12 protein-coding genes and 1 pseudogene are annotated in these 19,242 nt (G+C 72.7%); 9 read left to right on the forward strand and 4 right to left on the reverse strand.

Annotated features, from left to right (window positions below):
- Positions 1-197 precede the first annotated feature (197 nt).
- Together ACFQUZ_RS06935 and ACFQUZ_RS06940 are read left to right on the forward strand one after the other, a co-directional pair.
- Positions 198-1,256, forward strand: coding sequence for a phenylalanine--tRNA ligase subunit alpha (locus ACFQUZ_RS06935; RefSeq protein WP_377439054.1), 1,059 nt, complete (start codon positions 198-200; stop codon positions 1,254-1,256).
- A gap of 9 nt (positions 1,257-1,265) precedes the next feature.
- On the forward strand, positions 1,266-3,227 hold the full coding sequence (locus ACFQUZ_RS06940) for a phenylalanine--tRNA ligase subunit beta (RefSeq protein ID WP_377439057.1): 1,962 nt from the start codon (positions 1,266-1,268) through the stop codon (positions 3,225-3,227).
- Between the two features lie 238 nt (positions 3,228-3,465).
- Here the strand turns inward: ACFQUZ_RS06940 and ACFQUZ_RS06945 are convergent, their stop codons facing one another.
- On the reverse strand, positions 3,466-7,728 hold the full coding sequence (locus ACFQUZ_RS06945) for an NACHT and WD repeat domain-containing protein (RefSeq protein WP_377439060.1): 4,263 nt from the start codon (positions 7,726-7,728) through the stop codon (positions 3,466-3,468).
- A 185-nt stretch (positions 7,729-7,913) separates the two neighbouring features.
- Between ACFQUZ_RS06945 and ACFQUZ_RS06950 the strand changes: the two genes are divergently transcribed.
- Positions 7,914-8,402, forward strand: a complete 489-nt coding sequence (locus ACFQUZ_RS06950; RefSeq protein WP_377439063.1) for a DUF1772 domain-containing protein — start codon at positions 7,914-7,916, stop codon at positions 8,400-8,402.
- 29 nt (positions 8,403-8,431) lie between these two features.
- Here the strand turns inward: ACFQUZ_RS06950 and ACFQUZ_RS06955 are convergent, their stop codons facing one another.
- Complete coding sequence (locus tag ACFQUZ_RS06955; protein ID WP_377439066.1) at positions 8,432-9,367, reverse strand: NADP-dependent oxidoreductase; 936 nt, start codon at positions 9,365-9,367, stop codon at positions 8,432-8,434.
- A gap of 124 nt (positions 9,368-9,491) precedes the next feature.
- On the opposite strand from ACFQUZ_RS06955, the gene ACFQUZ_RS06960 reads away from it, so the two are divergent.
- The 5 genes and pseudogenes from ACFQUZ_RS06960 (at position 9,492) to ACFQUZ_RS06980 (ending at position 15,897) form a co-directional block, all read left to right on the forward strand.
- Entirely contained in the window at positions 9,492-9,911 is a 420-nt protein-coding gene (locus tag ACFQUZ_RS06960) for a winged helix-turn-helix transcriptional regulator (protein WP_377439069.1), read from the forward strand.
- Between the two features lie 120 nt (positions 9,912-10,031).
- Positions 10,032-12,107, forward strand: a pseudogene (locus tag ACFQUZ_RS06965) (transglycosylase domain-containing protein); the annotation flags it as partial.
- A gap of 336 nt (positions 12,108-12,443) precedes the next feature.
- Positions 12,444-13,838 carry a hypothetical protein gene (locus ACFQUZ_RS06970; RefSeq protein WP_377439072.1) on the forward strand — a complete coding sequence of 465 codons (1,395 nt, stop codon included), beginning with the start codon at positions 12,444-12,446 and terminating at the stop codon, positions 13,836-13,838.
- On the forward strand, positions 13,835-15,304 hold the full coding sequence (locus ACFQUZ_RS06975; RefSeq protein WP_377439074.1) for an NADH-ubiquinone oxidoreductase-F iron-sulfur binding region domain-containing protein: 1,470 nt from the start codon (positions 13,835-13,837) through the stop codon (positions 15,302-15,304). The genes ACFQUZ_RS06970 and ACFQUZ_RS06975 overlap by 4 nt, the downstream gene beginning before the upstream one ends.
- On the forward strand, positions 15,301-15,897 hold the full coding sequence (locus ACFQUZ_RS06980; RefSeq protein ID WP_377439076.1) for a TlpA family protein disulfide reductase: 597 nt from the start codon (positions 15,301-15,303) through the stop codon (positions 15,895-15,897). The genes ACFQUZ_RS06975 and ACFQUZ_RS06980 overlap by 4 nt, the downstream gene beginning before the upstream one ends.
- 7 nt (positions 15,898-15,904) lie before the next feature.
- On the opposite strand, the gene mgrA is transcribed toward ACFQUZ_RS06980, so the two are convergent.
- Positions 15,905-16,894, reverse strand: a complete 990-nt coding sequence (gene mgrA, locus ACFQUZ_RS06985) for an L-glyceraldehyde 3-phosphate reductase (RefSeq protein WP_377439079.1) — start codon at positions 16,892-16,894, stop codon at positions 15,905-15,907.
- Between the two features lie 105 nt (positions 16,895-16,999).
- On the opposite strand from mgrA, the gene ACFQUZ_RS06990 reads away from it, so the two are divergent.
- On the forward strand, positions 17,000-17,587 hold the full coding sequence (locus ACFQUZ_RS06990) for a TetR family transcriptional regulator (RefSeq protein ID WP_377439081.1): 588 nt from the start codon (positions 17,000-17,002) through the stop codon (positions 17,585-17,587).
- Between the two features lie 129 nt (positions 17,588-17,716).
- On the opposite strand, the gene ACFQUZ_RS06995 is transcribed toward ACFQUZ_RS06990, so the two are convergent.
- Positions 17,717-19,210, reverse strand: a complete 1,494-nt coding sequence (locus ACFQUZ_RS06995; RefSeq protein WP_377439084.1) for an FAD-dependent monooxygenase — start codon at positions 19,208-19,210, stop codon at positions 17,717-17,719.
- Positions 19,211-19,242 lie beyond the last annotated feature (32 nt).

Raw genomic sequence — 19,242 nt, forward strand, 5'->3', positions numbered from 1 at the left:
TCGTTTGCTTCCGGCACCCGGCCGGTGGCAGGATGGCGGCATGTCGCACCGCGCGCTCCGATTTAGTCGCCCCCGGGTCACCGGTGGGCTGCGCGCGCTGAGCTGAGACGTCTCTCCACTTACGGCGCGGGGGCATCGTCCGCCGGCCGTCCCGGGGGTTCCGCATGCCGATCCCCGAGGAGAACGGACAACTCTCGATGAGCGACACCGCTGAGCGACTGCGGCGGGACATCACCGTACTGAACGAGCAGACCCTGGACCGGATCCGCGCCGCCGCCTCGATCTCCGACGTGGATGCCATCCGCCGGGACGTGCTGGGCCGGTCCGGCCGGCTGCCGGCCATCCGCCGGGAGATCGGCGCGCTGCCCGCCGAGGACCGCCGGGTGGTCGGCGCGGCGCTGCACGAGGCGCAGACCCTGATCACCGGCGACCTCGACGCGCGGCAGCGGCACCTGCTGGACACCGAGCCCGCGCTGCCTCGACCGCTGGACGTCACGCTGCCCGGCCTGCCCGTCGGCCCCGGCCGTCTGCACCCCACCACCCAGCTCATGTACGACCTCAACGACGCCTTCGCGGCGCTGAACTTCGAGGTGTACGAGAGCCCGGAGGTCAGCTCCGAACTGGTCGAGTTCGACGAGCTGAACTTCCCGGCCGACCACCCGGCGCGGGAGAGCATGGACACGTTCTGGCTCGCCGGCGCCGAGGGACGCCGGGGCGCCGACCGGCTCTGCCTGCGACCGCACCTGACCGGGGCGAGCCTGCACTACATGCGGGAGCACGAGCCACCGTTCCGTCTGGCCTATCCCGGACGGGTGTACCGCAACGAAAGCACCGACCCCCGGCACGAACGGGCCTTCTTCCAGTACGAGGTGCTGCTGGTGGACGAGGACGTCCCGCTGTCCGCCGCCCGGTTCCTTGTCGACACGATCCTGGACACCGTGTTCGGTCGACCGGTGCGGACCCGGATGCGGACCGGCTTCTTCCCGTTCGTCGAACCGGGCTTCGAGATCGACATGGAGTGCCAGGTCTGCGCGGGGCGGGGCTGCCGGACCTGCCGCCACGTCGGCTGGTTGGAGGTGATGCCCGGCGGTAGCCCGCACCCGAACGTGCTGCGCGCCGGCGGCCTCGACCCCGACCGGTGGACCGGCTGCTATCTCAACGTCGGCCTGGACCGGCTCGTCATGATGCGGTACGGCATCGACGACGTCCGGCTCATGCACGCCGCCGACCTTCGTTTCCTCACCCAGTTCGCCTAGGAGGCCGCGATGAAGGTGTCCCTGGAGTGGATCTCCGATTACGTGGACCTGCCGGCCGGCGAGCCGCCGGAGGAGCTGGCCCACCGGTTGACCCTGCACACCGTCGAGGTGGAGGACGTGCACCGGGTCGCCGACGACGCGATCCTGGAGATCGACAACAAGTCCCTCACGAACCGCCCCGACCTGTGGGGCCACCACGGCATCGCCCGCGAACTCGCCGCCATCTACGGCGTACCGCTGCGGGAGCTGCCGCGTGCCAACCGGCCGGCGGTCACCGACGGCCTGGTCGGCGACGTGGATCCGGCGGTGTGCGCGCGGTTCGCTGCCGTTTCGATAAGCGACGACGGCTCAGCCGCCACGCCGGGCTGGCTGGGCGAGCGCCTGGCCCGCATCGGCGAGACACCGGTGAGCCCGCTGGTTGACCTGAGCAACTACGTGATGTTCACGGTGGGGCAGCCCAGTCATGTCTACGAAGCGGACCGGTCGCCGCTGTCCGCCCACCTTGGCGAGGTGTTGGGTGCGGCCGGTCCGGCGGTCACCGCCGGCGCCCGCGACGTCCTGCTGGCGGTGGCGACCTTCCGGCCCGGCCCGGTCCGGCAGGCGGCGCTGCGGCTGGGCCTGCGCACCGAGGCATCGGTCCGGTTCGAGAAGGGACTGGACACCCAGCGGGTCGACGCGGCCGTGGACCTGTTCCTCCACCTGCTGCCACGGGTCGCGCCGGGCGCCGTGGTGCGCGGCTGGCAGAACCAGACGGGCGCGGCCACCGAACCGGTCCAGATCACCGTCGACCGGGCCTTCCTGGACCGCCGGATCGGGGAGTCGCTGCCCGACGCCGAGGTGCTCGGCACGTTGCGGGCGCTCGGGTTCGCGGTGACCGTCGCCGGCACCGAGCTGCGGATCACCGTACCCACCTGGCGGTCCACCGGGGACGTGACGCTGCCGCACGACATCGTCGAGGAGGTCGCGCGGATCCACGGGTACGACCGGCTGACCGCCGACCCGGTCCGGGTGGACCTGACATCGGTCCGTGACCTGCGGAACAGGCCACTGGACCGGGTGGTACGCGAGCAGCTCGCCGGCCGGGGCGGGCTGCAGGAGGTGATCACCTATCCGTGGACGGCGGACCGGTTGCTCACCGCGACCGGCGGCGTCAAGGACCGGACCGTACGCTTCCTCGGAGCGCCGGCACCGGACCGTGACTCGCTGCGCCCGTCGCTGGTGCCGAACCTGCTGGCGGCGGTGGCCGGGAACCTCCGGTACCGGCCGGAGGTCGACATCTTCGAGGTCGGCACCGTGTTCGAGACGGAATCCGGTGCTGGCGCCGCCGGGCCGGGTGCGGCGGTGCCGCCCGTCGAGCGGCGGATGCTCGGCGTGGCGCTGGCCGGTGACGACGGGGTGACGCTGTTCCGAAGGGCCAAGGGCCTGCTGGACATGCTGCGCCGGCATGCCCATGTGCGGGAGGTGACCCTGGTGCCGGACGGTGGCGACGACCCGACGGTGCCCGGCTGGGCCGACGGGTCGGCGCGGGTGGCGATTCACACCGGCGGGCGACCGGTCGGCACCCTCGCGCTTGTCACGCCGCGCGCCCGCCGGCTGGCCGGTGTCGACGCCGCTCAAGTCGCCTGCGTCGAACTCGACCTCGACCGGCTGACCCGGCACGAGTCGCGGGAGAACCGGTTCCGTCCCGTACCCGACCTGCCCGGGGCCGATTTCGACCTGTCGGTGGTGGTCCCCGACGCCGTGCCGTGGGCGCGGGTCGAAGCCGTGGCCCGGGCGGCGGATCCGCTTGTCGACGAGGTGTCCTACCTGGACGAGTACCGGGGATCGTGGGTGCCGGCGGAGCACCGGTCGGTGAGCCTGCGGCTGACGCTGCGGCCCACTGACCGCACGCTCACCGCCGAGGTCGTCGGCGCGGCCCGGGAGGCGGTGCTGCGACGGCTCGGCGCGGAGGTGGGAGCCCGGCTGCGTTAATCTCCGTCGTTCCGTTGTTCCGTTGTTCCGTTGTTCCGTCGTTCCGTCGTTCCGTTGTTCCGTCGATCCGCCGCTCTGGCGGCCCGGCCGGCGCTCAGGACGGAATGCCGAGATCTTGGACAGTTTCCGTCCCCATGCGACGGAAACTGTCCAAGATCGCCAGTGGAGGCGGTGTCGTCGGCGGCGATTGCCAGTGGAGGCGGACATCACCGGCGGCGATCGCCAGTGGGGGCGGGCGTCACCGACGGCAGGCGGCAGGCGGATGGTCAGTCGGGTCGTCGCGGGTCTCGATCGCCGGCACGAGCAGCCGGCACAACCGGCGTACCGCCTCGTCCGGGTCGAGCTGCCACACCCCGACCGAGGTGTCATATGAACCTGTGAACAGCAGGCCGTCGGGGGCGAACACGATCGCGTTGATCTCGTCGCGGTGGCCGGTGAGATGGGCAGTCAGCAGGCCGGAGCCGGTGTCCCAGAGCCGGACGGCATAGTCGCTCACCGTCGCGGTCGCCACGGTTCGGCCATCCGGGGCGAACGACACCTGCCGGACTGCCGTCGGGTGGGAAAGCTCCCGGACCAGGCGGCCGGAGGGCAGCTCCCGCAGCTCCACCAGACGATTGGTTCCGGCGACGGCAACCAGTCGACCATCCGGGCTGACGGCCATGTCGGTAGCAAGATACGGCCCCAGGTCGTATTGCCCGGCGGGGGTCAGGCCGGTGGTGCGCCAGGTGTAGATGGTCGCCCGGCGATCGACCGTAAGGGTCTCGTTGTTGGCCCCGTTCACCGCCGCGACCAGCGTGTCGCCGGTCGAGGTGAAGGCCAGCGCGTCGGCCTCGCCCGATGGGAAATCCGGTACGCGGGCGGGCAGCTCCAACAGCGTCGGAGCCCCGCCCGCCGGGATGCGCCACACGGCCACCCGGTGCCGTCGCTTCTCGGGATCTTCCGGATCGGGGAGCGCCACGGCCGCGGCCAGCAGCGAACCGTCGGGGGAGAAGACCGGTGTGTCGACCGCGGTGCCCGGTGGCCCGGCGTCCGGCAGCGGAGCTAGCCGGCCGCCGTCCGCGCCGTACAGGTCCACGGACCCCCGCCCGGTGCTCACCGCGAGGATGCCGTCGGGGGCGTAGGCGACGCCGGTTGGCTCGTCCGGGCGCAGGTCCCGCACCCAGGTGCGACGATTCCGGTCCCATACCCGCACCGACCCGTTCTGGACAGCCGCGGCCAGGTGCGGGCCAGCGGGGTCGGCGGCCAGGTAGCTGACCGGGGTTGACTGGCTGAGCCAGTCGGTGAGCCTGCGATACACGATCGAGGGCCTGTCAGTCCCGGTCACCACAAGCGTCCGGCCGTCGGCGGACAGGCCGAGGCTCGCGAGCGTGCCGGTGATTCCACCGAACGCGTACGACTCCCCAGTCCCGGACAGCGGCCAGCCGCTGACGAAAGCGGCGCTTTCGCCACTGGAGAAGACCATGCCGTCCGGCGACACCACGGGCTGTGTCGGTGCCCCACCAGGTTCGGCCAGCGTCCGGACCGCCTTGCCCGACGGCATCGCCCAGACAGCCAGCCGGCCGTCGCGACTCCGCGTCACCAGGGAGTTGTCCGCAGCGAAGGCCAACCGCCAAGAATGGGGCACGGTGGACACCTCGCGGCGATCCGCCACTCGCCACACGGTGGTTTCCCTCCTGGAGTCCGCCATCGCGAGGTACGCGCCGTCCCGACTCACCGCGAGGTCGAAACCCAACTTGTCGCCGGTAGGGATGTCCAACATCTGCCGGCCCGTCGTGACGTCCCAGCCGCCGAGGCGTAGCGGCTGAGCGGCATCGCTGCGGGAAGCCACCACGATGTTCGTGTCCGGGAGCCAGGCCATCGCCGCCGTGCCAGGCAGCGTGCGCACCGGCGCCCCCGTGGCGACGTCCCAGATACGCAGGCCGTCGCGCATCACCGAGCCGGTGGCGAGGAACTGCCCGTTTGGCGAGAAGGCGAGCCAGCTCACTGCGGAGGCGCCGACCTGCGTCCCGGCCGAGACCTCGGCATGCACCAGGTCGGCACCCCGCTGGCGCAGTGTGGCGATGTCCCACAGCCGTACCCGGCCGTCCGGGTGGCCGATCGCCGCCAGCCGGCCGTCCGGGCTGACCGCCACCGAGTTGCCGCCGTTGTCGCTGCCCAGCGTCCCGACCGTGTTGGTCATCTGGGCGGAGAGCAGCGCCCCGCGGGCCTCCACGGTCGGCGCCTGGTCCCACCCGTCGACCGCCCGGCGCATCGCCAGCAGCTCGTCGTTCGGCAACGCCGCAACCGCCTCGGCCGCGTACTGCCGGGAGGTGGCCTGCCGGCGCTGCTCGTCGGCGGTGTTCTGTCGATCCACCGCGGCCAGCCCTCCGGTGACGGCGAGCAGCAGGGCCACGCCGAGACCCACCGCCAGCCGGCGCAACCGGCGTACACCCCGGCGGCGGGCCGCCTCGGCCAGCTCCGCCGCCACGGCGCTCGCCTCGACGTACCGCCGCTCGGTGTCGGTCAGCTCGGCCCGCACGGCGGCCCGCTCGCGGGCGGCGGCCAGCCGGGCGCCGCGCAGCAGCAGGTCCGGATCCTCGCCGGCCGCCGTCCAGTCCCGGGCCGCGTCGGTGATCCGCTGCCGCAGCAGGATCTCCTCGCGTGCCTCGACCAGCCACCCGGTGAGCCGCGGCCAGTTGGCGAGCAGCGCCTCGTGGCTGATCTCGACCCGGTCGTCGCCGACGGTGACCAACCGGTCGGCCACCAGCCGGGTCAGCACGGCGGCATCGATGCCGGCCCGCGCCCGGGGGCGGCGGACCACCGCCCCGTTGTCGGCGATGGTGACCAGATTGAGCAGCGCCGTCCGGAGAGCCGCCCGCCCGTCGGCGTCGAGGTCCAGGAAGATCCGTTCCGCGGACTCCGCGATGGCCCGGCCGATGCCGCCGGTGTCCCGGTAGCCGGCGACGGTGAGCCGTCCGTCGGTCCGGCGTTCCCAGGTGGCTCGCAGCGCGTGGCCCAGCAGCGGCAGCGTGCCGGGCTGGTAGCCGCCGGGCGCGTCGGCGCCGAGGTCACGCAGCAGCACCTCCACAAGCCCCGGTTCGATCGTCAGACCGGCCAGCTCGGCGGGCTCCCGGATGACCCGGCGCAGCTCGCCGTCGGTAAGCGGGCCGAGCACCACGTGCCCGGCGGCCAGCACCCGGGCCAGTGGCGGCAGCTCGGCGCAGGACGCGTAGAAGTCCGCCCGGACCGCGAGCACCACGAGGGCCGGGGCGGCGTTGGTCAACGCGGTGACGAAGGCGAGCCGCCGGTCCGGATCGGCGCACCGGGTGAACAGCTCCTCGAACTGGTCGACCACGATGACCGGCCGGGCACCCGCCTCGTCCAGCCGTCGGATCAGGTCGCCGAGCCGGTCCGGCCGGTCACGTACCGTCGCTGCCACGGCGGTCAGGTCGTGTCCCGGGGCGAGCGCCGTGAGCTGACCGATCAGGTCGTCGAGCGGATCGTCGCCGGGGGTGAGCAGCACCCATGGCCAGCTCGCCGCGTCGGCCCCGAGTCCACCCGCGCCGATGGCGGGCAGCAGCCCGGCGCGCAGCAGCGACGACTTGCCGACCCCGGAGACGCCGGTGACGATAAGCGGTGGGCCACCGACGAGCTGCTCGATGAGCCGGCTGAGCAGCAGCGCGACCTGCGGCTCGCGGCCGCGGTACCAGGCGGCGTCCGTGGGTTGGAAGCTGGCCAGTCCGGGGTACGGGCAGACGTCGTCACCGTCCGGAGGAACCCGAGCCGGTCGGGGCTCGGTGGTCGGGGCCGCTCCACGACTGTCCCGGGCACTGAGCACGGCGATGGTCACCAGATCCTGCCGGATCGCGGTGAGTTGCCGCCGTTGCCGCGCACTCTCCTCCGCCAGTCGGTGCCGGAGGTCGTCGATGCCGCGGCGGGTCTCGGCGAGCATCCAGTGCAGTTCACCGATGTCGGTGCCGAGGGACTCGAACGTCTCGGTCAATTCCCGGTGGAGCATCCCGTCCGCCGTCATCGAGGCGGCCAGCGCGGTGCCGACCGCGTCCACCGAGCGGAGCAGCCGGCCGACATCCGCGCGCAGCGCCCGCCCGCGTTCGTCGTCCGTGGCGAGCAGCGGCTGCAGCGCCTCCGCGACCGCGTCCCGCCACTGCTCCTCGGTCGGCGCGTCGCCGGTCCGCGCGTCGCCGGGCTGCTCGCGAAGGCGGGTGGCGGTTCCAGCCAGCACGTCGGCGAGGTAGTTGCTGCCCATGCCGCCGAGCTGGCCGAGGGCGGCGGCGAACTCCCCGGTGGCGCCGAGGCCGGCGCCCGCGACGGGGGCCACCGCCGAGGCCGTCAGGAAGGCCAGGATGCCGTACGGGGTGGCGGCCCGCACTCCGCCGCGGGCGCGCCGTCCGGTGGCGCGCACCCAGGCGCGTACGCCTCGCCGGGCCCGCTCCGCCGCCGCACCATCGGTTGCGTGGGTCTCCGCGTCGTCAATCGCGCCGGTCTCCGCGCCGTCTGCCATCTCGACCCCGCCATGTGTGCACCGAACCACGTCCGTCCAGTGTGGCAAGCCCGCGCACTCCGCGTCAGCCCGCCTCCACCGAGGGTCAACGAGGGGCCTTCCGATGCCGAGAGCCCTGGGTGCGAGGGAATCGTTGCGGCACCCGACCTGGTCAGGGGTCGCCGGGGTGCGGTTGGATCGGTGGCATGACGGACCTGCTGCGGGTCGCGGCTCTGGCGGCCAGCACCCTCACCACCGGCCTCGTCGCCGGCCTGTTCTACGCGTTCTCGTGCTCGGTGATGCTCGGCCTGGCCGGCGCCAGCGACCGGACCTTCGTCGAGACCATGCGACTGATCAACCGGCGGATCATCAACGGCTGGTTCCTGACCGCCTTCGTCGGCTCGATCCCGTTGCTGCTGCTGACGGTGGCGCTGCACCTGCCGGCCGGCAGCCGGGAGCCGCTGCCCTGGTCGGTCGCCGCACTCGCGCTGTACCTGGCCACCATCGTGATCACCGGACGAGTCAACGTGCCGCTGAACAACCAACTCGACGCCGCCGGACCGGTGGACGAGACCGATCCGGCGCCCGTCCGGGCCCGCTTCGAGGCCCGCTGGGTGCGGTGGAACCTGGTCCGCACGGTGACGTCGGTGGCCGCGTTCGGATGCCTGATCGGAGCGCTGCTGGCCGGCCAGTGAGCGGCCGGTGCCGCGTCCGGCGCGCCACGCTAGGACACGGCGACGGCGACCTTGCCGAGGGAGCCGGTGCCGAAGGCGCCCAGCGCCGCCGGAACGTCGTCGAGCCGGAGGGTGCGGGAAATGGGCACCCGCAGGCGGCCGGTGGTGGCTTCGGTGGCGAGCCGGTCCAGCACCGGTCGGCTGGGCGTGGCCATCACCGCGGTCGCCGTGATGGCCCGGCCGGCGGCCAGGTCGGAACCGGCGTGCAGGAGGGACACGACGCGCCCGCCGTCGGTCAGCAGACCGGCCAGCTCGAACCAGTCGCCGGCGAGGTGCACCGCCGCGGTCACGCCGTCGGGCGCAAGCTCCCGGACCCGGGCGGGCAGGTCGTCGTGATAGTCGACGACGTGCCGCGCCCCCAGGTCGCGTACGTGGTCGGTCGCTGCCCCGGGTGTGGCCGTGGCGATCACCGAGGCGCCGGCCCGGGCCGCCAACTGCACGACGAAGGCTCCCACGCCGCCGCTGGCGCCGCTGACCACAACCGTCTCGCCGGACGCGAGTGCCAACGCGTCCATGGCGGCGACCGCCGCGGATCCGGCGAGGCCGAGCGCGCCGGCCGTCCGGTGGTCGAGGCCGGCGGGCAGCCGGGCGATGCCGGCGTGCGCGTCGGTGATCAGGTATTCGCCGAACCCGCCGCCGTCGGTGGGAAGCGGCCGGCTGACGACCCCGAAGACCTCGTCGCCCACCGTCAGGTCGGTCACTCCGGCGCCGACGTCCACCACGGTGCCGGCGAAGTCCTTGCCGAGCGCCAGCGGGAACCGGTGCTCGTACATGTTCTTCAACGTCCCGGCGGCGAGCAGGGCGTCGAATCCGTTGAGCGAGGAGGCCCGCACCCGGACCTTGACCTCGCCCGGTCCCGGCGCGGGCTCGGGCGTTTCCGCCAGCCGGGGGCCGGTCGAGTCGTCGATCATCACAACGGCACGCATGGCTGTGCTCCTTGAGTGGATTCGGAACGGCCCTCGGAATCTCGGGCACGGTGAGAGGGCGGGAAGCCGCCCGCGCACTCGGTGGCGACTTCCCGGTAGCCCGAGTTTGGGCGATGCTGGCGGCATGACGGAAGACGGCACATTGCTGGGCGTAGCGCACACGGGTGTGCCCCCGCAGGTCGATCGGGACGACTGCGGCCTGCGTGAGGTGCTCGACCGGGTCGGCGACAGGTGGAGCGTGCTGGTGTTGTCGCTCCTTGAGGACGGGCCGCGCCGCTACTCGGACCTGCGCCGCGCCATCGACGAGATCTCGCAGCGGATGCTCACGCTGACCCTGCGCGGCCTGCAACGGGACGGCCTGGTCACCCGGACGGTGACGCCCAGCACGCCGCCGAGCGTGCACTACGCGTTGACCGGGCCGGGCCGGACGTTGTCCACCGAGGTGGGGGCGTTGCTTCACTGGGCGCGGCAGCATCGGGACTACATCGAGGAGCATCGGATGCGGTACGACGGGGCCCTGGCGACCCACCGCGGCCCGGGATAACCGGCGGGCAGCGGCAGGGGCACCGACGGCCAGCGGCGCCATCAGGTTGCCTGCCGTGACCAAGGAGACAATTCGCACCGCCGGCTGGCCGGACCCGGACCCGCCCGGTCAGTCTTGGGGATGCGCTCGCGGTCCCTGCTCTCTCGTTGGTTGACTGTCCTGCTCGCCGGGTCGCTCGCCGGGCTGGCCCTGGCCGCCGCGGCGCTGCCCGCCAACATGCTTGTCGGGTTGAGCGCCAAGGCGTTCAGCGACAGCTTCGCCGAACTGCCGGCCAGCCTGCGGACGCCGCCGACGGCGCAGCGCAGTTACCTGTACGCCAACGACGGCAAGACGTTGATCACCTCGTTCTACGACGTGAACCGCGTCGACCTGTCGCTGGACCGGATCGCTCCGAGGCTTCGGCAGGCGGTGGTGGCCGCCGAGGACACCCGGTTCTACGAGCATGACGGGGTCGATCCGCGTGGCCTGCTCCGTTCGTTGGTGGCCAACGGTGGCGACGGCCAGGTGCGGCAGGGCGGCTCCACGCTGACCATGCAGTACGTCCGGAACGTACTGAAGACCGACCCCGACCTGACCGAGCAGCAGCGGTTGGCGGCCACGGAGGTCAGCGCCGGGCGCAAGCTCCAGGAGATCCGGTACGCCGAGGCGATCGAGGAACGGCTGTCCAAGGACGAGATCCTCAACCGGTACCTGAACATCGCCTACTTCGGTGCCGGCGCCTACGGGGTGGGTGCCGCGAGTGAGCGCTACTTCGGTAAGTCGGCGGCCGAGTTGACGCTTGCCGAATCGGCGTTGCTGGCGGGGCTGGTGCAGTCGCCCGACGAGTACAACCCGATCGACGGTGACCGGCAGGCCGCGCTGGACCGCCGGGGATATGTGCTTGACGCCATGGTGGGCACCGGCGACATCACGGCCGAGCAGGCCAGCCAGGCCAAGGCGGAGCCGCTCACCCTGCGCCCCACCGCCCAGCCCAACGGTTGTACGGCGGCCCCGGCCGGTCACGACGACTGGGGTTTCTTCTGTGACTATCTGCGACAGTGGTGGCTGCGCCAGCCCGCGTTCGGTGCCACTCCGGACGAGCGGGAGCGGGCACTCCGCCAGGGCGGCTACCGGATCGTCTCCACGCTGGACCCGGACATCCAGGCCACCGCGCTGCGCGAGTCGCTGAAGGTCTACGGCTACGGCAACAAGCGGGCACTGCCGATGGCCGTGGTGGAGCCGGGCACGGGCCGGGTGCTGGCGATGGCGGTGAACCGGCACTACAGCCTCGCCGACAATCCACGCGGACAGCAGAACTATCCGAACACGGTGAACCAGTTGATCGCCGGCGGCGGGACGATCACGGGCTACCAGGCCGGCTCGACGTTCAAGATCTTCACGATGATCGCCGCGCTGGAGGCGGGGTTGCCGCTGGACACCGACTTCGACTCGCCGAGCCGGTTCAAGTCGCGGTATCCCGGCGACGGGCCGACAAGTTGTGACGGGTTCTGGTGCCCGGGCAACGACAATCCGGCCTGGATGGACGGGCAGCGCACCATGTGGACGGGGTTCGGCCGGTCGGTGAACACCTACTTCGTCTGGCTGGCCCAGCGGGTGGGTGCCGAGAAGGTCGTCGAGGTGGCGCAGCGGATGGGCATCATCCTGCGGGCCGGCTCGGACGCGGAACTGGCCAGGAACGGTGCCGAGGGTTGGGGGTCGTTCACGCTGGGGGTGGCGGCCACCACGCCGCTGGACGTCGCCACCGCGTACGCCACCGTCGCGGCCGAGGGCCGGCGCTGCGCGCCGCTGCCGGTGGTCTCGGTGACCGGGCGGGACGGGGCGCCGGTCGAGGTCGGCCAGCCCACCTGCGAGCAGGTGCTCGATCCGGACGTGGCCCGGGCGGCCACCGACGCGGCCCGCTGTCCGGTGGGTCAGCAGTCGGCGTACCAGCGGTGTGACGGAGGCACCGCCACCCAGGTGAGTCAGATCCTGGATGGCCGGCCGGTGGCGGGCAAGACGGGTAGTTCCGAGCTGAACGCGACCGAGACGTTCGCCGGGTTCACCCCGCAGATCGCGGCGGTGGGCATCGCCACCAACCCGGACGATCCGACCGATCTGGTCGGTGGGCCGGTGCAGCGCGAGGTGATCAACGCGGTGGCCCGGACGATGGCGGTGGCGCTGAAGGGCGTACCGGCGAAGGACTTCGCCGCGCCCAGTGGAGCCCGGGCGTTCGGTGGCGGCTGACATCGGCGTCGCTACGCTGTGGTGTCGGGTTCATTCGGCCGGTGACATCCCCAGGCCGGAACCGGTTCGCCGGTCGAGTGAACCGGATGGCGCGGCCATCCGTTAACGGGGTTGGCGACCAATCTCGCCAGCCGGCGGAAAAAGATCCGGCTGGGTTCATCCGTGGCGCCCGGGCATCCGTACCAACCGACGGCATCGGGCGACCGCGCTTCGGCGCGAGCGGCGGAGATCGAGGAGCGGATGGCGCGCAAAAAGCAAACCCAGCGGCCGGAACCACAGAGCGTGGCCACCAGTCGGGACGGCCGTCCAGTGCCCCGTGTCGCGATCGCGGCGCTTGTCGTCTCGATGCTGACCGCGGTCTGGGCGGGGATGATGCTGACCCCGATCGGGCAGGTCGTCTACATCACGCTGTTCATTGTCAGCGAGTTCTACGGCGGCGTGTTGACGCTCGTGACGCTGACGCTGACGGTGATGGCGGGGGTGCTGGCGACGGACCGCACCGTACTGATGATCAAGAACCGGGTGATGCTCCAGTCCACCCACCGGGCACTGGGCATCGTGGCCGTCGGCGCGCTCGGCCTGCACGTGCTCACGAAGGTCGGGGCTGGCAAGGCCAGCGTCCTCGACTCGGTGGTGCCGTTCGTCTCGGGCGCGGGGGTCTGGATCGGCCTCGGCACCGTCGCCGCGTTCGGCATGGTGAGCGTGCTCTGGACCGGCATCATCCGGCTCAGGTTCGCCGGCCGGGGCAAGCCCTGGATGTGGCGGACGATGCACAGCACCGCGTACGTGTCGTGGCCGGTCGCCCTGCTGCACGGCCTCAACGCTGGTCGGACGCCGGCCACCTGGGTGAGCCTCAGCTATCTGCTCTGTGTGCTGCTCGTGGTGGGGGCGCTGCTGGTCCGGCTTTCGACGAGCCTGGGCCGCAAGCGGCGGGAGAGCGTGGCCAAGCCGGCTACCGCGGCGGTCGCCGCGGCGGCCGAGGAGACGGCGAGCGACCGCGGCCGGGCCGGTGCCTGGGTGCCCGGTCGGCGCCCGGTGGCCAACCTGCGCGTGTCCCGGACCGTGGCGGTCGAAACGGGCGACGGGCCAGGGGACGTGCTCGACTCCTGGGCGCCGGCGGCCGGCTACCGGAATGTGGAATCGCCGCGGCGCCGGTCCAACCGGTTCGCCGTCCCGCAGGTGCCGGTCCCGGCCGCGGAGGAGGTTCCGGCATGGCGCGCCGCGGAGAGCACGCCGTCGTGGCGTTCCGAGGAGCGGCCGTCGCGGCGTTCCGAGGAGCGGCCGTCGTGGCGTTCCGACGAGCGCCCGGCCGCGGCGTCGTCGACGCTGCTGTCGGACGACGTTCCGGAGGAGCCGTGGACCAGCCCACGCCGGTGGTCCAGCCCTCCGCCGAGCGTCCCCGAGCCGGCCGACAACTACTGGGAGGCTCCGGCCACCAGCCGGCGGCGGTACGCGGAGGCGGCCACCGGCACCAGCCGGCCGGTCAGCGGTCCCCGGCACAGCCGGGACGACGACGAGGAAGCGGCGGCATACCCACCTCCGCTGCCGGAGGACGACACGCCCACCCTTGTCGACCTCGCCTCCCGGCGGGCCCGCAAGGAGGCCGAGCGGAGTTCGTCGAGCAGCTCCCGGCGCCGGCGTCGCGCCGAGGCCGACGTGGTGGACAGCGCGTACTTCGCCCAGTTGCGAGGTGAGGCACAGTGAGCGCCAGGACCGCGGTCCTGCCTCCGGTCGCGTGCTTCGGTGAGCCGCGGCTGACCGCCGGCTTCGACGAGTTCGGTTCCCTGGACCTGGCCGCGCACGAGGAGGTGCACGGACCGCTCGAACCGCTGACCATCAACACGCTGCTGCGCCTGGCCGAGGAGATCCGGCTGACCGGCCGGGGCGGCGCCGGCTTCCCGTTCGCCCGCAAGCTGAAAGCGGTGCTCGAGTCGGCGCGCCGACAGCAGTTGCCGCCGGTGGTGGTGGTGAACGCGACCGAGGGCGAGCCGGCCAGTCGCAAGGACAAGGCGCTGCTCACCCGGGCGCCGCACCTGATCCTCGACGGCGCGGCGCTGGTTGCGTACGCGCTCGACGCCGACGAAATCGTCATCGGCGTGGCCGACGACGGGGTGGGGGAGGAGCCGCTGGCGGCGGCGCTGCGCGAGCGGGAGATGCCGGTGGAGACCGGAATCGTCACCGTGCCGCACCGGTTCATCTCCGGCGAGGGGGGCGCGCTCGTACGCGGTATCAACGGCGAGGCACACATCCCCCCGGGGGTCAAGAAGCGGGCCAGCGACAGCGGCGTGTCCGGGTTGCCCACCCTGCTCTCCAACGCGGAGACGTTCGCCCAGTTGGCGCTGGCCGCCCGGGTCGGTCCGGCGGGGTACGCGTCCGTCGGCACCGAGAAGGAGCCCGGCACGGTCCTGCTCACCATCGGCGGCGCGGCGGGTCAGCCGGCGGTCGTCGAGTGCCCGACCGGCACCCCGCTGGCCGACGTGCTGCAGCTCTGCGACGCGCCAGCCGGCCCAGGCGTGCTGGTCGGCGGGTACCACGGAAAGTGGATCACCCCCGAGGCGGCGGCCGAGGCCGAGGTTTCCCGCGCGGGTCTCGCGAAGGTGGGCGGCACGCTCGGCGCCGGGATCATCCTGCCGCTCGGGCCGAACACCTGCCCGTTGGGCGAGGTGGCTCAGGTGGTGCGCTATCTCGCCGGAGAGTCGGCGGGCCAGTGTGGACCGTGCCGGCTGGGGCTGCCCGAGCTGGCGCGGGCAGCCGACCTGGTGGTCACCGGCGCCACCGACGCGGACACCGTGCGGAACGCGGCCGGGGTGGTCAAGGGTCGGGGGGCGTGCAGCCATCCGGACGGCACCGGCCGGTTCGCCACCTCCGCCATGGAGGTGTTCGCCGCGGACGTGGTGGCGCACGCCAAGCGGGACGGCTGTGGTCGCAAGGTGGTGGGGCAGCTCGGCCTGCCCGCCGCGGCGCAGGAGATCAAGCGCCGGCTGGCGGTGGACTGGTCGCGGTGCGACGGGCACGGCCTGTGCGCCCATGTGGTGCCCGAGTTCATCCGGCTCGACGGCAACGGTTTCCCGAGCTTCCCGCCCACTCCCGTGCCGGGCTGGCTGGAGCGAGGGGCCCAGAAGGCGGTGCGGATGTGCCCCGCCCTGGCGTTGTCGCTCAGCGACGAATGACCGGAAGCGGACGCGGTGTGGCCAGCGCGCTCGCCCTGGCCACGGTGCTGGCGCTGGTCGCCGGCTGCGGTGGGGAGCCGGCGGGGCGGTCGACCCCCGACCAGGTGACCGGCTCGGCGACGGGCACGCCAGGCGGTGCCCCGTCCGCCGGCGCCTCGGGACCGGCCACCGGTACGCCGGCAGCCGTCCCGGAGGCGTTGACCTTCACCGGCCGTACCCTGGACGGCAAGCCTTTCCGCGGTGCCGACCTGGCCGGTCGGCCGGTGGTGCTGTGGTTCTGGGCGCCCTGGTGCGCGACCTGCGCCGGCCAGGCCGCCTCGGTGGCCGACATGGCGGCGGCACACGGTGACCGGGTGGGCATCGTCGGCGTGGCCGGTCTCGGCGCCGCTCCCGCGATGCGCGACTTCGTCACGGAGTTCGAGTTGGGTGGCGTACCGCAGCTCGACGACCGGGCCGGTGAGGTGTGGCGGAAGTTCGAGGTCACCGAGCAGAGCACCTATGTGATCCTCGACGAGACCGGTCGCGAGGTGCACCGCGGTTGGCTGGACAGCCTGCGGTTCGAGGAAACGGTCGCCAGCCTCGCGGCGGCCTGACCGAGGGCTACCGCAGCACCATGTCGATCTCGGCGAGTTCGTCGACGGAGAGTTCCGGGTTGTCCAGGGCGGCCACGTTCGCCTCGAGCTGGGTGACGCTGCTCGCCCCGATGATCAGGCTGGTCATCCGGGGGTCGCGCAGCGCCCAGGCGAGGGCCAACTGGGCCATCGACTGCCCGCGTCGCTCGGCGATGGCGCTCAGCGCCCGGACCCGGTCGAGGGTGGCCTCGGTCAGGTCCCGCTCGTCGAGGAAGTCGCTGGTCCGGGCCCGCGAGTCGGCCGGGACACCGGCCAGGTAGCGGTCGGTGAGCACGCCTTGGGCCAACGGGCTGAAGGCGACACAACCGGCACCGGCCCGCTCCACCTCGTCCAGCAGGCCGTCGTCCTCGATCCACCGGTTCACCATCGAGTAGGAGGGCTGGTTGAGTAGCAGCGGGGTGCCCAGGTCCCGCAGGATCGCCGCCGCCCGGGCGGTCTGCTTCGCGGAGTAGTTGGAGATGCCGACGTACAACGCCTTGCCGGCGCGGACCGCGGCGTCCAGCGCCGCCATCGTCTCCTCCAGCGGGGTGTCCGGGTCGGGCCGGTGGTGGTAGAAGACGTCGACGTAGTCCAGGCCCATCCGGCGCAGCGACGCGTCGAGCGAGGCGCGCAGGTACTTGCGGGAGCCCCACTCGCCGTACGGGCCGGGCCACATGAGGTATCCGGCCTTTGTGGAGATGAACAGTTCGTCGCGGTAGCGGCCGAGGTCGGTGGTGAGGACGCGACCGAAGTGCTCCTCCGCCGTCCCGGGTGGCGGGCCGTAGTTGTTGGCCAGGTCCAGGTGGGTGATGCCCAGGTCGAACGCGCGGAGCAGGATCGTCCGTTGGTCGTCCAGCGGCCGGCCGTGGCCGAAGTTGTGCCAGAGTCCGAGGGACACCGCCGGCAACCGGACGCCGCTACGTCCGGCCCTGCGGTAGGTCATCGTGTCGTAGCGGCCGGCGGCGGCGAGGTATGTCACCGGGCGAGACTATGGTGTCGACTCACCGTTCCGCTAGCGTGGCGCGTGGTCACCATGGCGCGTCCGCCACCGGGCCGGGTCTGGCAAACCCGTAGCATGTTGACGGTGAGTAGCGGTGACGGTCCGGGTGCGCCGGTCCGCAAGTCGGAACGGACCAGGCAGGCGATCCTTCGCGCGGCTCGCCGACAGTTCACCGCCTCCGGGTACGCCAAGGCCAGCGTCCGTTCCATCGCGGCCGAGGCCGGCATCGACGCCGCCATGGTGATCCGCTACTTCGGCAGCAAGGACGGTCTGTTCTCGGCCGCCGTCTCGGCCAACCTGGCGCTGCCCGATTTGACCGCCGTACCGCCGGGGGAGCGCGGCCGGACGCTGGCCGACCACTTCGTCCGGCGATGGGAGGGCGACCTCGCCGACGACGCCCTGATCCTGCTGCTCCGCTCGGCGGCGACCCACGAGGAGGCCGCCGTGCGGGCCCGGGAGGTCTTCCGGGGGCAGTTGGTCGCGATGCTTGAGGCGGTGGTGCCGGCCGGCGAGGCGGCCCCGCGGGCCGGTCTGGTCGCCACCCAGGTGCTGGGACTGGCGTTGTGCCGCTACGTGCTCCGGCTGCCGCCGGTGGTGGCGATGACCGCGGCTGAGGTCGGCCGGCACCTCGGCCCGACCCTCCAGCGCTACCTGACCGACCCGCTCGGCTGAGATCTCATCCCTCGAACGGGGGCCGAGCGGACGCCGGTCTCCTGCGCACGTTTCCCCGCGCCTGACCGCGGGACGGCATCAACGGGAAATGGGCCGTGGCGTCCGGGCGGAGCCCGGACACCACGGACGTCATCCGCGGGTGGTCGCCTCGACGGACGCCTCGCCGCCGTACGCCGACAGCGCGTTCGCCAGGTGGACCGGGTCGGCGGTGGGCATGTCGGCGGCCCAGGCCAGATAGCCGTCCGGGCGCACCAGCAGGCTGGTCGGCACGTCGTCGGCCCGTACCACGGTGGTGAGCCGGTCCACCCACCAGGCCGGCGGTTCCGGCTGTGGTTCGGCGGTGACCAGGACGAACCGGCCGGCGCGCAACGCCTCGTACAACCGGGTGGGGGCCGCCGGGTCGGCCGGGGCCGAGGCCAGCGGCAGGTCCGGCGCGCGGGTGCCGACCAGTCGGTGGGCGCCCTCGGGGCGCGGGTAGCCGACGCCGATCCCGGACACCTCCATCGTGATGCGCCGGCTGGCCGGCCGCACCCGGCCCAACGCCCGGACGATCAGGTCCCGGAGCGTCCGCGTGACCGGCGAGCGCAGCGTGGCCAGCCGGAGTAGCCGGCCGCTGGTGCCCAGCACCCGGTGCCCGACCGGATGCCTTTCCGCATGGTAGGTGTCGAGCAGCCGGTCGGGGGCGCCGTCCCGGATCACCGCGGCGAGCTTCCAGCTCAGGTTGATGGCGTCCTGGAGGCCGGTGTTCATACCCTGGGCGCCGGCCGGGGAGTGGACGTGCGCGGCGTCGCCGGCGAGGAACACCCGACCCGACCGGTACGCGGTGGCCTGGCGTTCCTCGCTGTGGAACCGGGACAGCCAACGGGCCTCCCGCATGCCGTGGTCGGTGCCGAGGGCGTCGCGGGTGACGGCGGCGAGTTCGGCGAGGTCGACGGGCGCGTCGTCGGGGAGCTGCCGGGTGCGGTTCCAGGCGATGGCCCGATACCACCCGTCGCCGAACGGCACCACGAAGGCGAAGGCGTTCCGGGTGCCGCCGATGCTCAGCACGTCGGCGGGCGGGTTGGTGAGCCGGACGTCGCCGAGCATCACCGAGCGCAGCACGGCGTGTCCCGGAAAGTCGATGCCCAGGGCGGCGCGTACGGCGCTGCGTACCCCGTCGGTGCCCACGACGTACCGGGCGCGGCGGGTCCGGCTGGCGCCGTCGATCTCGTACTCGACGTCCACGCCGTCGGCGTCCTGTTCCAGGCCGGTCATCCGGGCACCGCGCACGATCTGCACCCCGAGCGCCGCCGCCCGACGTTCGAGGATCCGCTCGGTGTGGTACTGCGGCGTGACCAGCAGGAACGGGAATCGGCTGGGTAGCTGGCTCAGGTCGACCGAGGCCCGGTCGAACAGCCGCACGGTTGGCACCCGTTGCCCGGTGGCCAGCAGGTCGTCGGCGAGGCCGCGGGCGTCGAGGAGTTCCAGGGTGCGGGCGTGCACGGCGAACGCCCGGGTCAGGTTGGACTGGTCGGAGCGCCGCTCCAGGATCGCGCAGCGTACCCCGGCGGCCGCCAGGTCGCCGGCGAGCAGCAGGCCGGTCGGACCGGCACCAACGATCAGGACGTCATGGTCGGGGCGCATCGCCGCCTCCTTGATTTGCCAACACTTGTTGA

The sequence above is a fragment of the Plantactinospora sp. GCM10030261 genome (assembly GCF_042666615.1).
Lineage (GTDB): Bacteria > Actinomycetota > Actinomycetes > Mycobacteriales > Micromonosporaceae > KBS50.

What these genes read in the sequence shown, in the direction of transcription:
- ACFQUZ_RS06940 (WP_377439057.1), top strand. Translation starts at nt 1,266, where the DNA reads ATGAAGGTGTCCCTGGAGTGGATCTCCGATTACGTGGACCTGCCGGCC.
- ACFQUZ_RS06945 (WP_377439060.1), bottom strand. Translation starts at nt 7,728, where the DNA reads ATGGCAGACGGCGCGGAGACCGGCGCGATTGACGACGCGGAGACCCAC.
- ACFQUZ_RS06980 (WP_377439076.1), top strand. Translation starts at nt 15,301, where the DNA reads ATGACCGGAAGCGGACGCGGTGTGGCCAGCGCGCTCGCCCTGGCCACG.
- ACFQUZ_RS06960 (WP_377439069.1), top strand. Translation starts at nt 9,492, where the DNA reads ATGACGGAAGACGGCACATTGCTGGGCGTAGCGCACACGGGTGTGCCC.
- ACFQUZ_RS06955 (WP_377439066.1), bottom strand. Translation starts at nt 9,367, where the DNA reads ATGCGTGCCGTTGTGATGATCGACGACTCGACCGGCCCCCGGCTGGCG.
- ACFQUZ_RS06995 (WP_377439084.1), bottom strand. Translation starts at nt 19,210, where the DNA reads ATGCGCCCCGACCATGACGTCCTGATCGTTGGTGCCGGTCCGACCGGC.
- ACFQUZ_RS06935 (WP_377439054.1), top strand. Translation starts at nt 198, where the DNA reads ATGAGCGACACCGCTGAGCGACTGCGGCGGGACATCACCGTACTGAAC.
- ACFQUZ_RS06950 (WP_377439063.1), top strand. Translation starts at nt 7,914, where the DNA reads ATGACGGACCTGCTGCGGGTCGCGGCTCTGGCGGCCAGCACCCTCACC.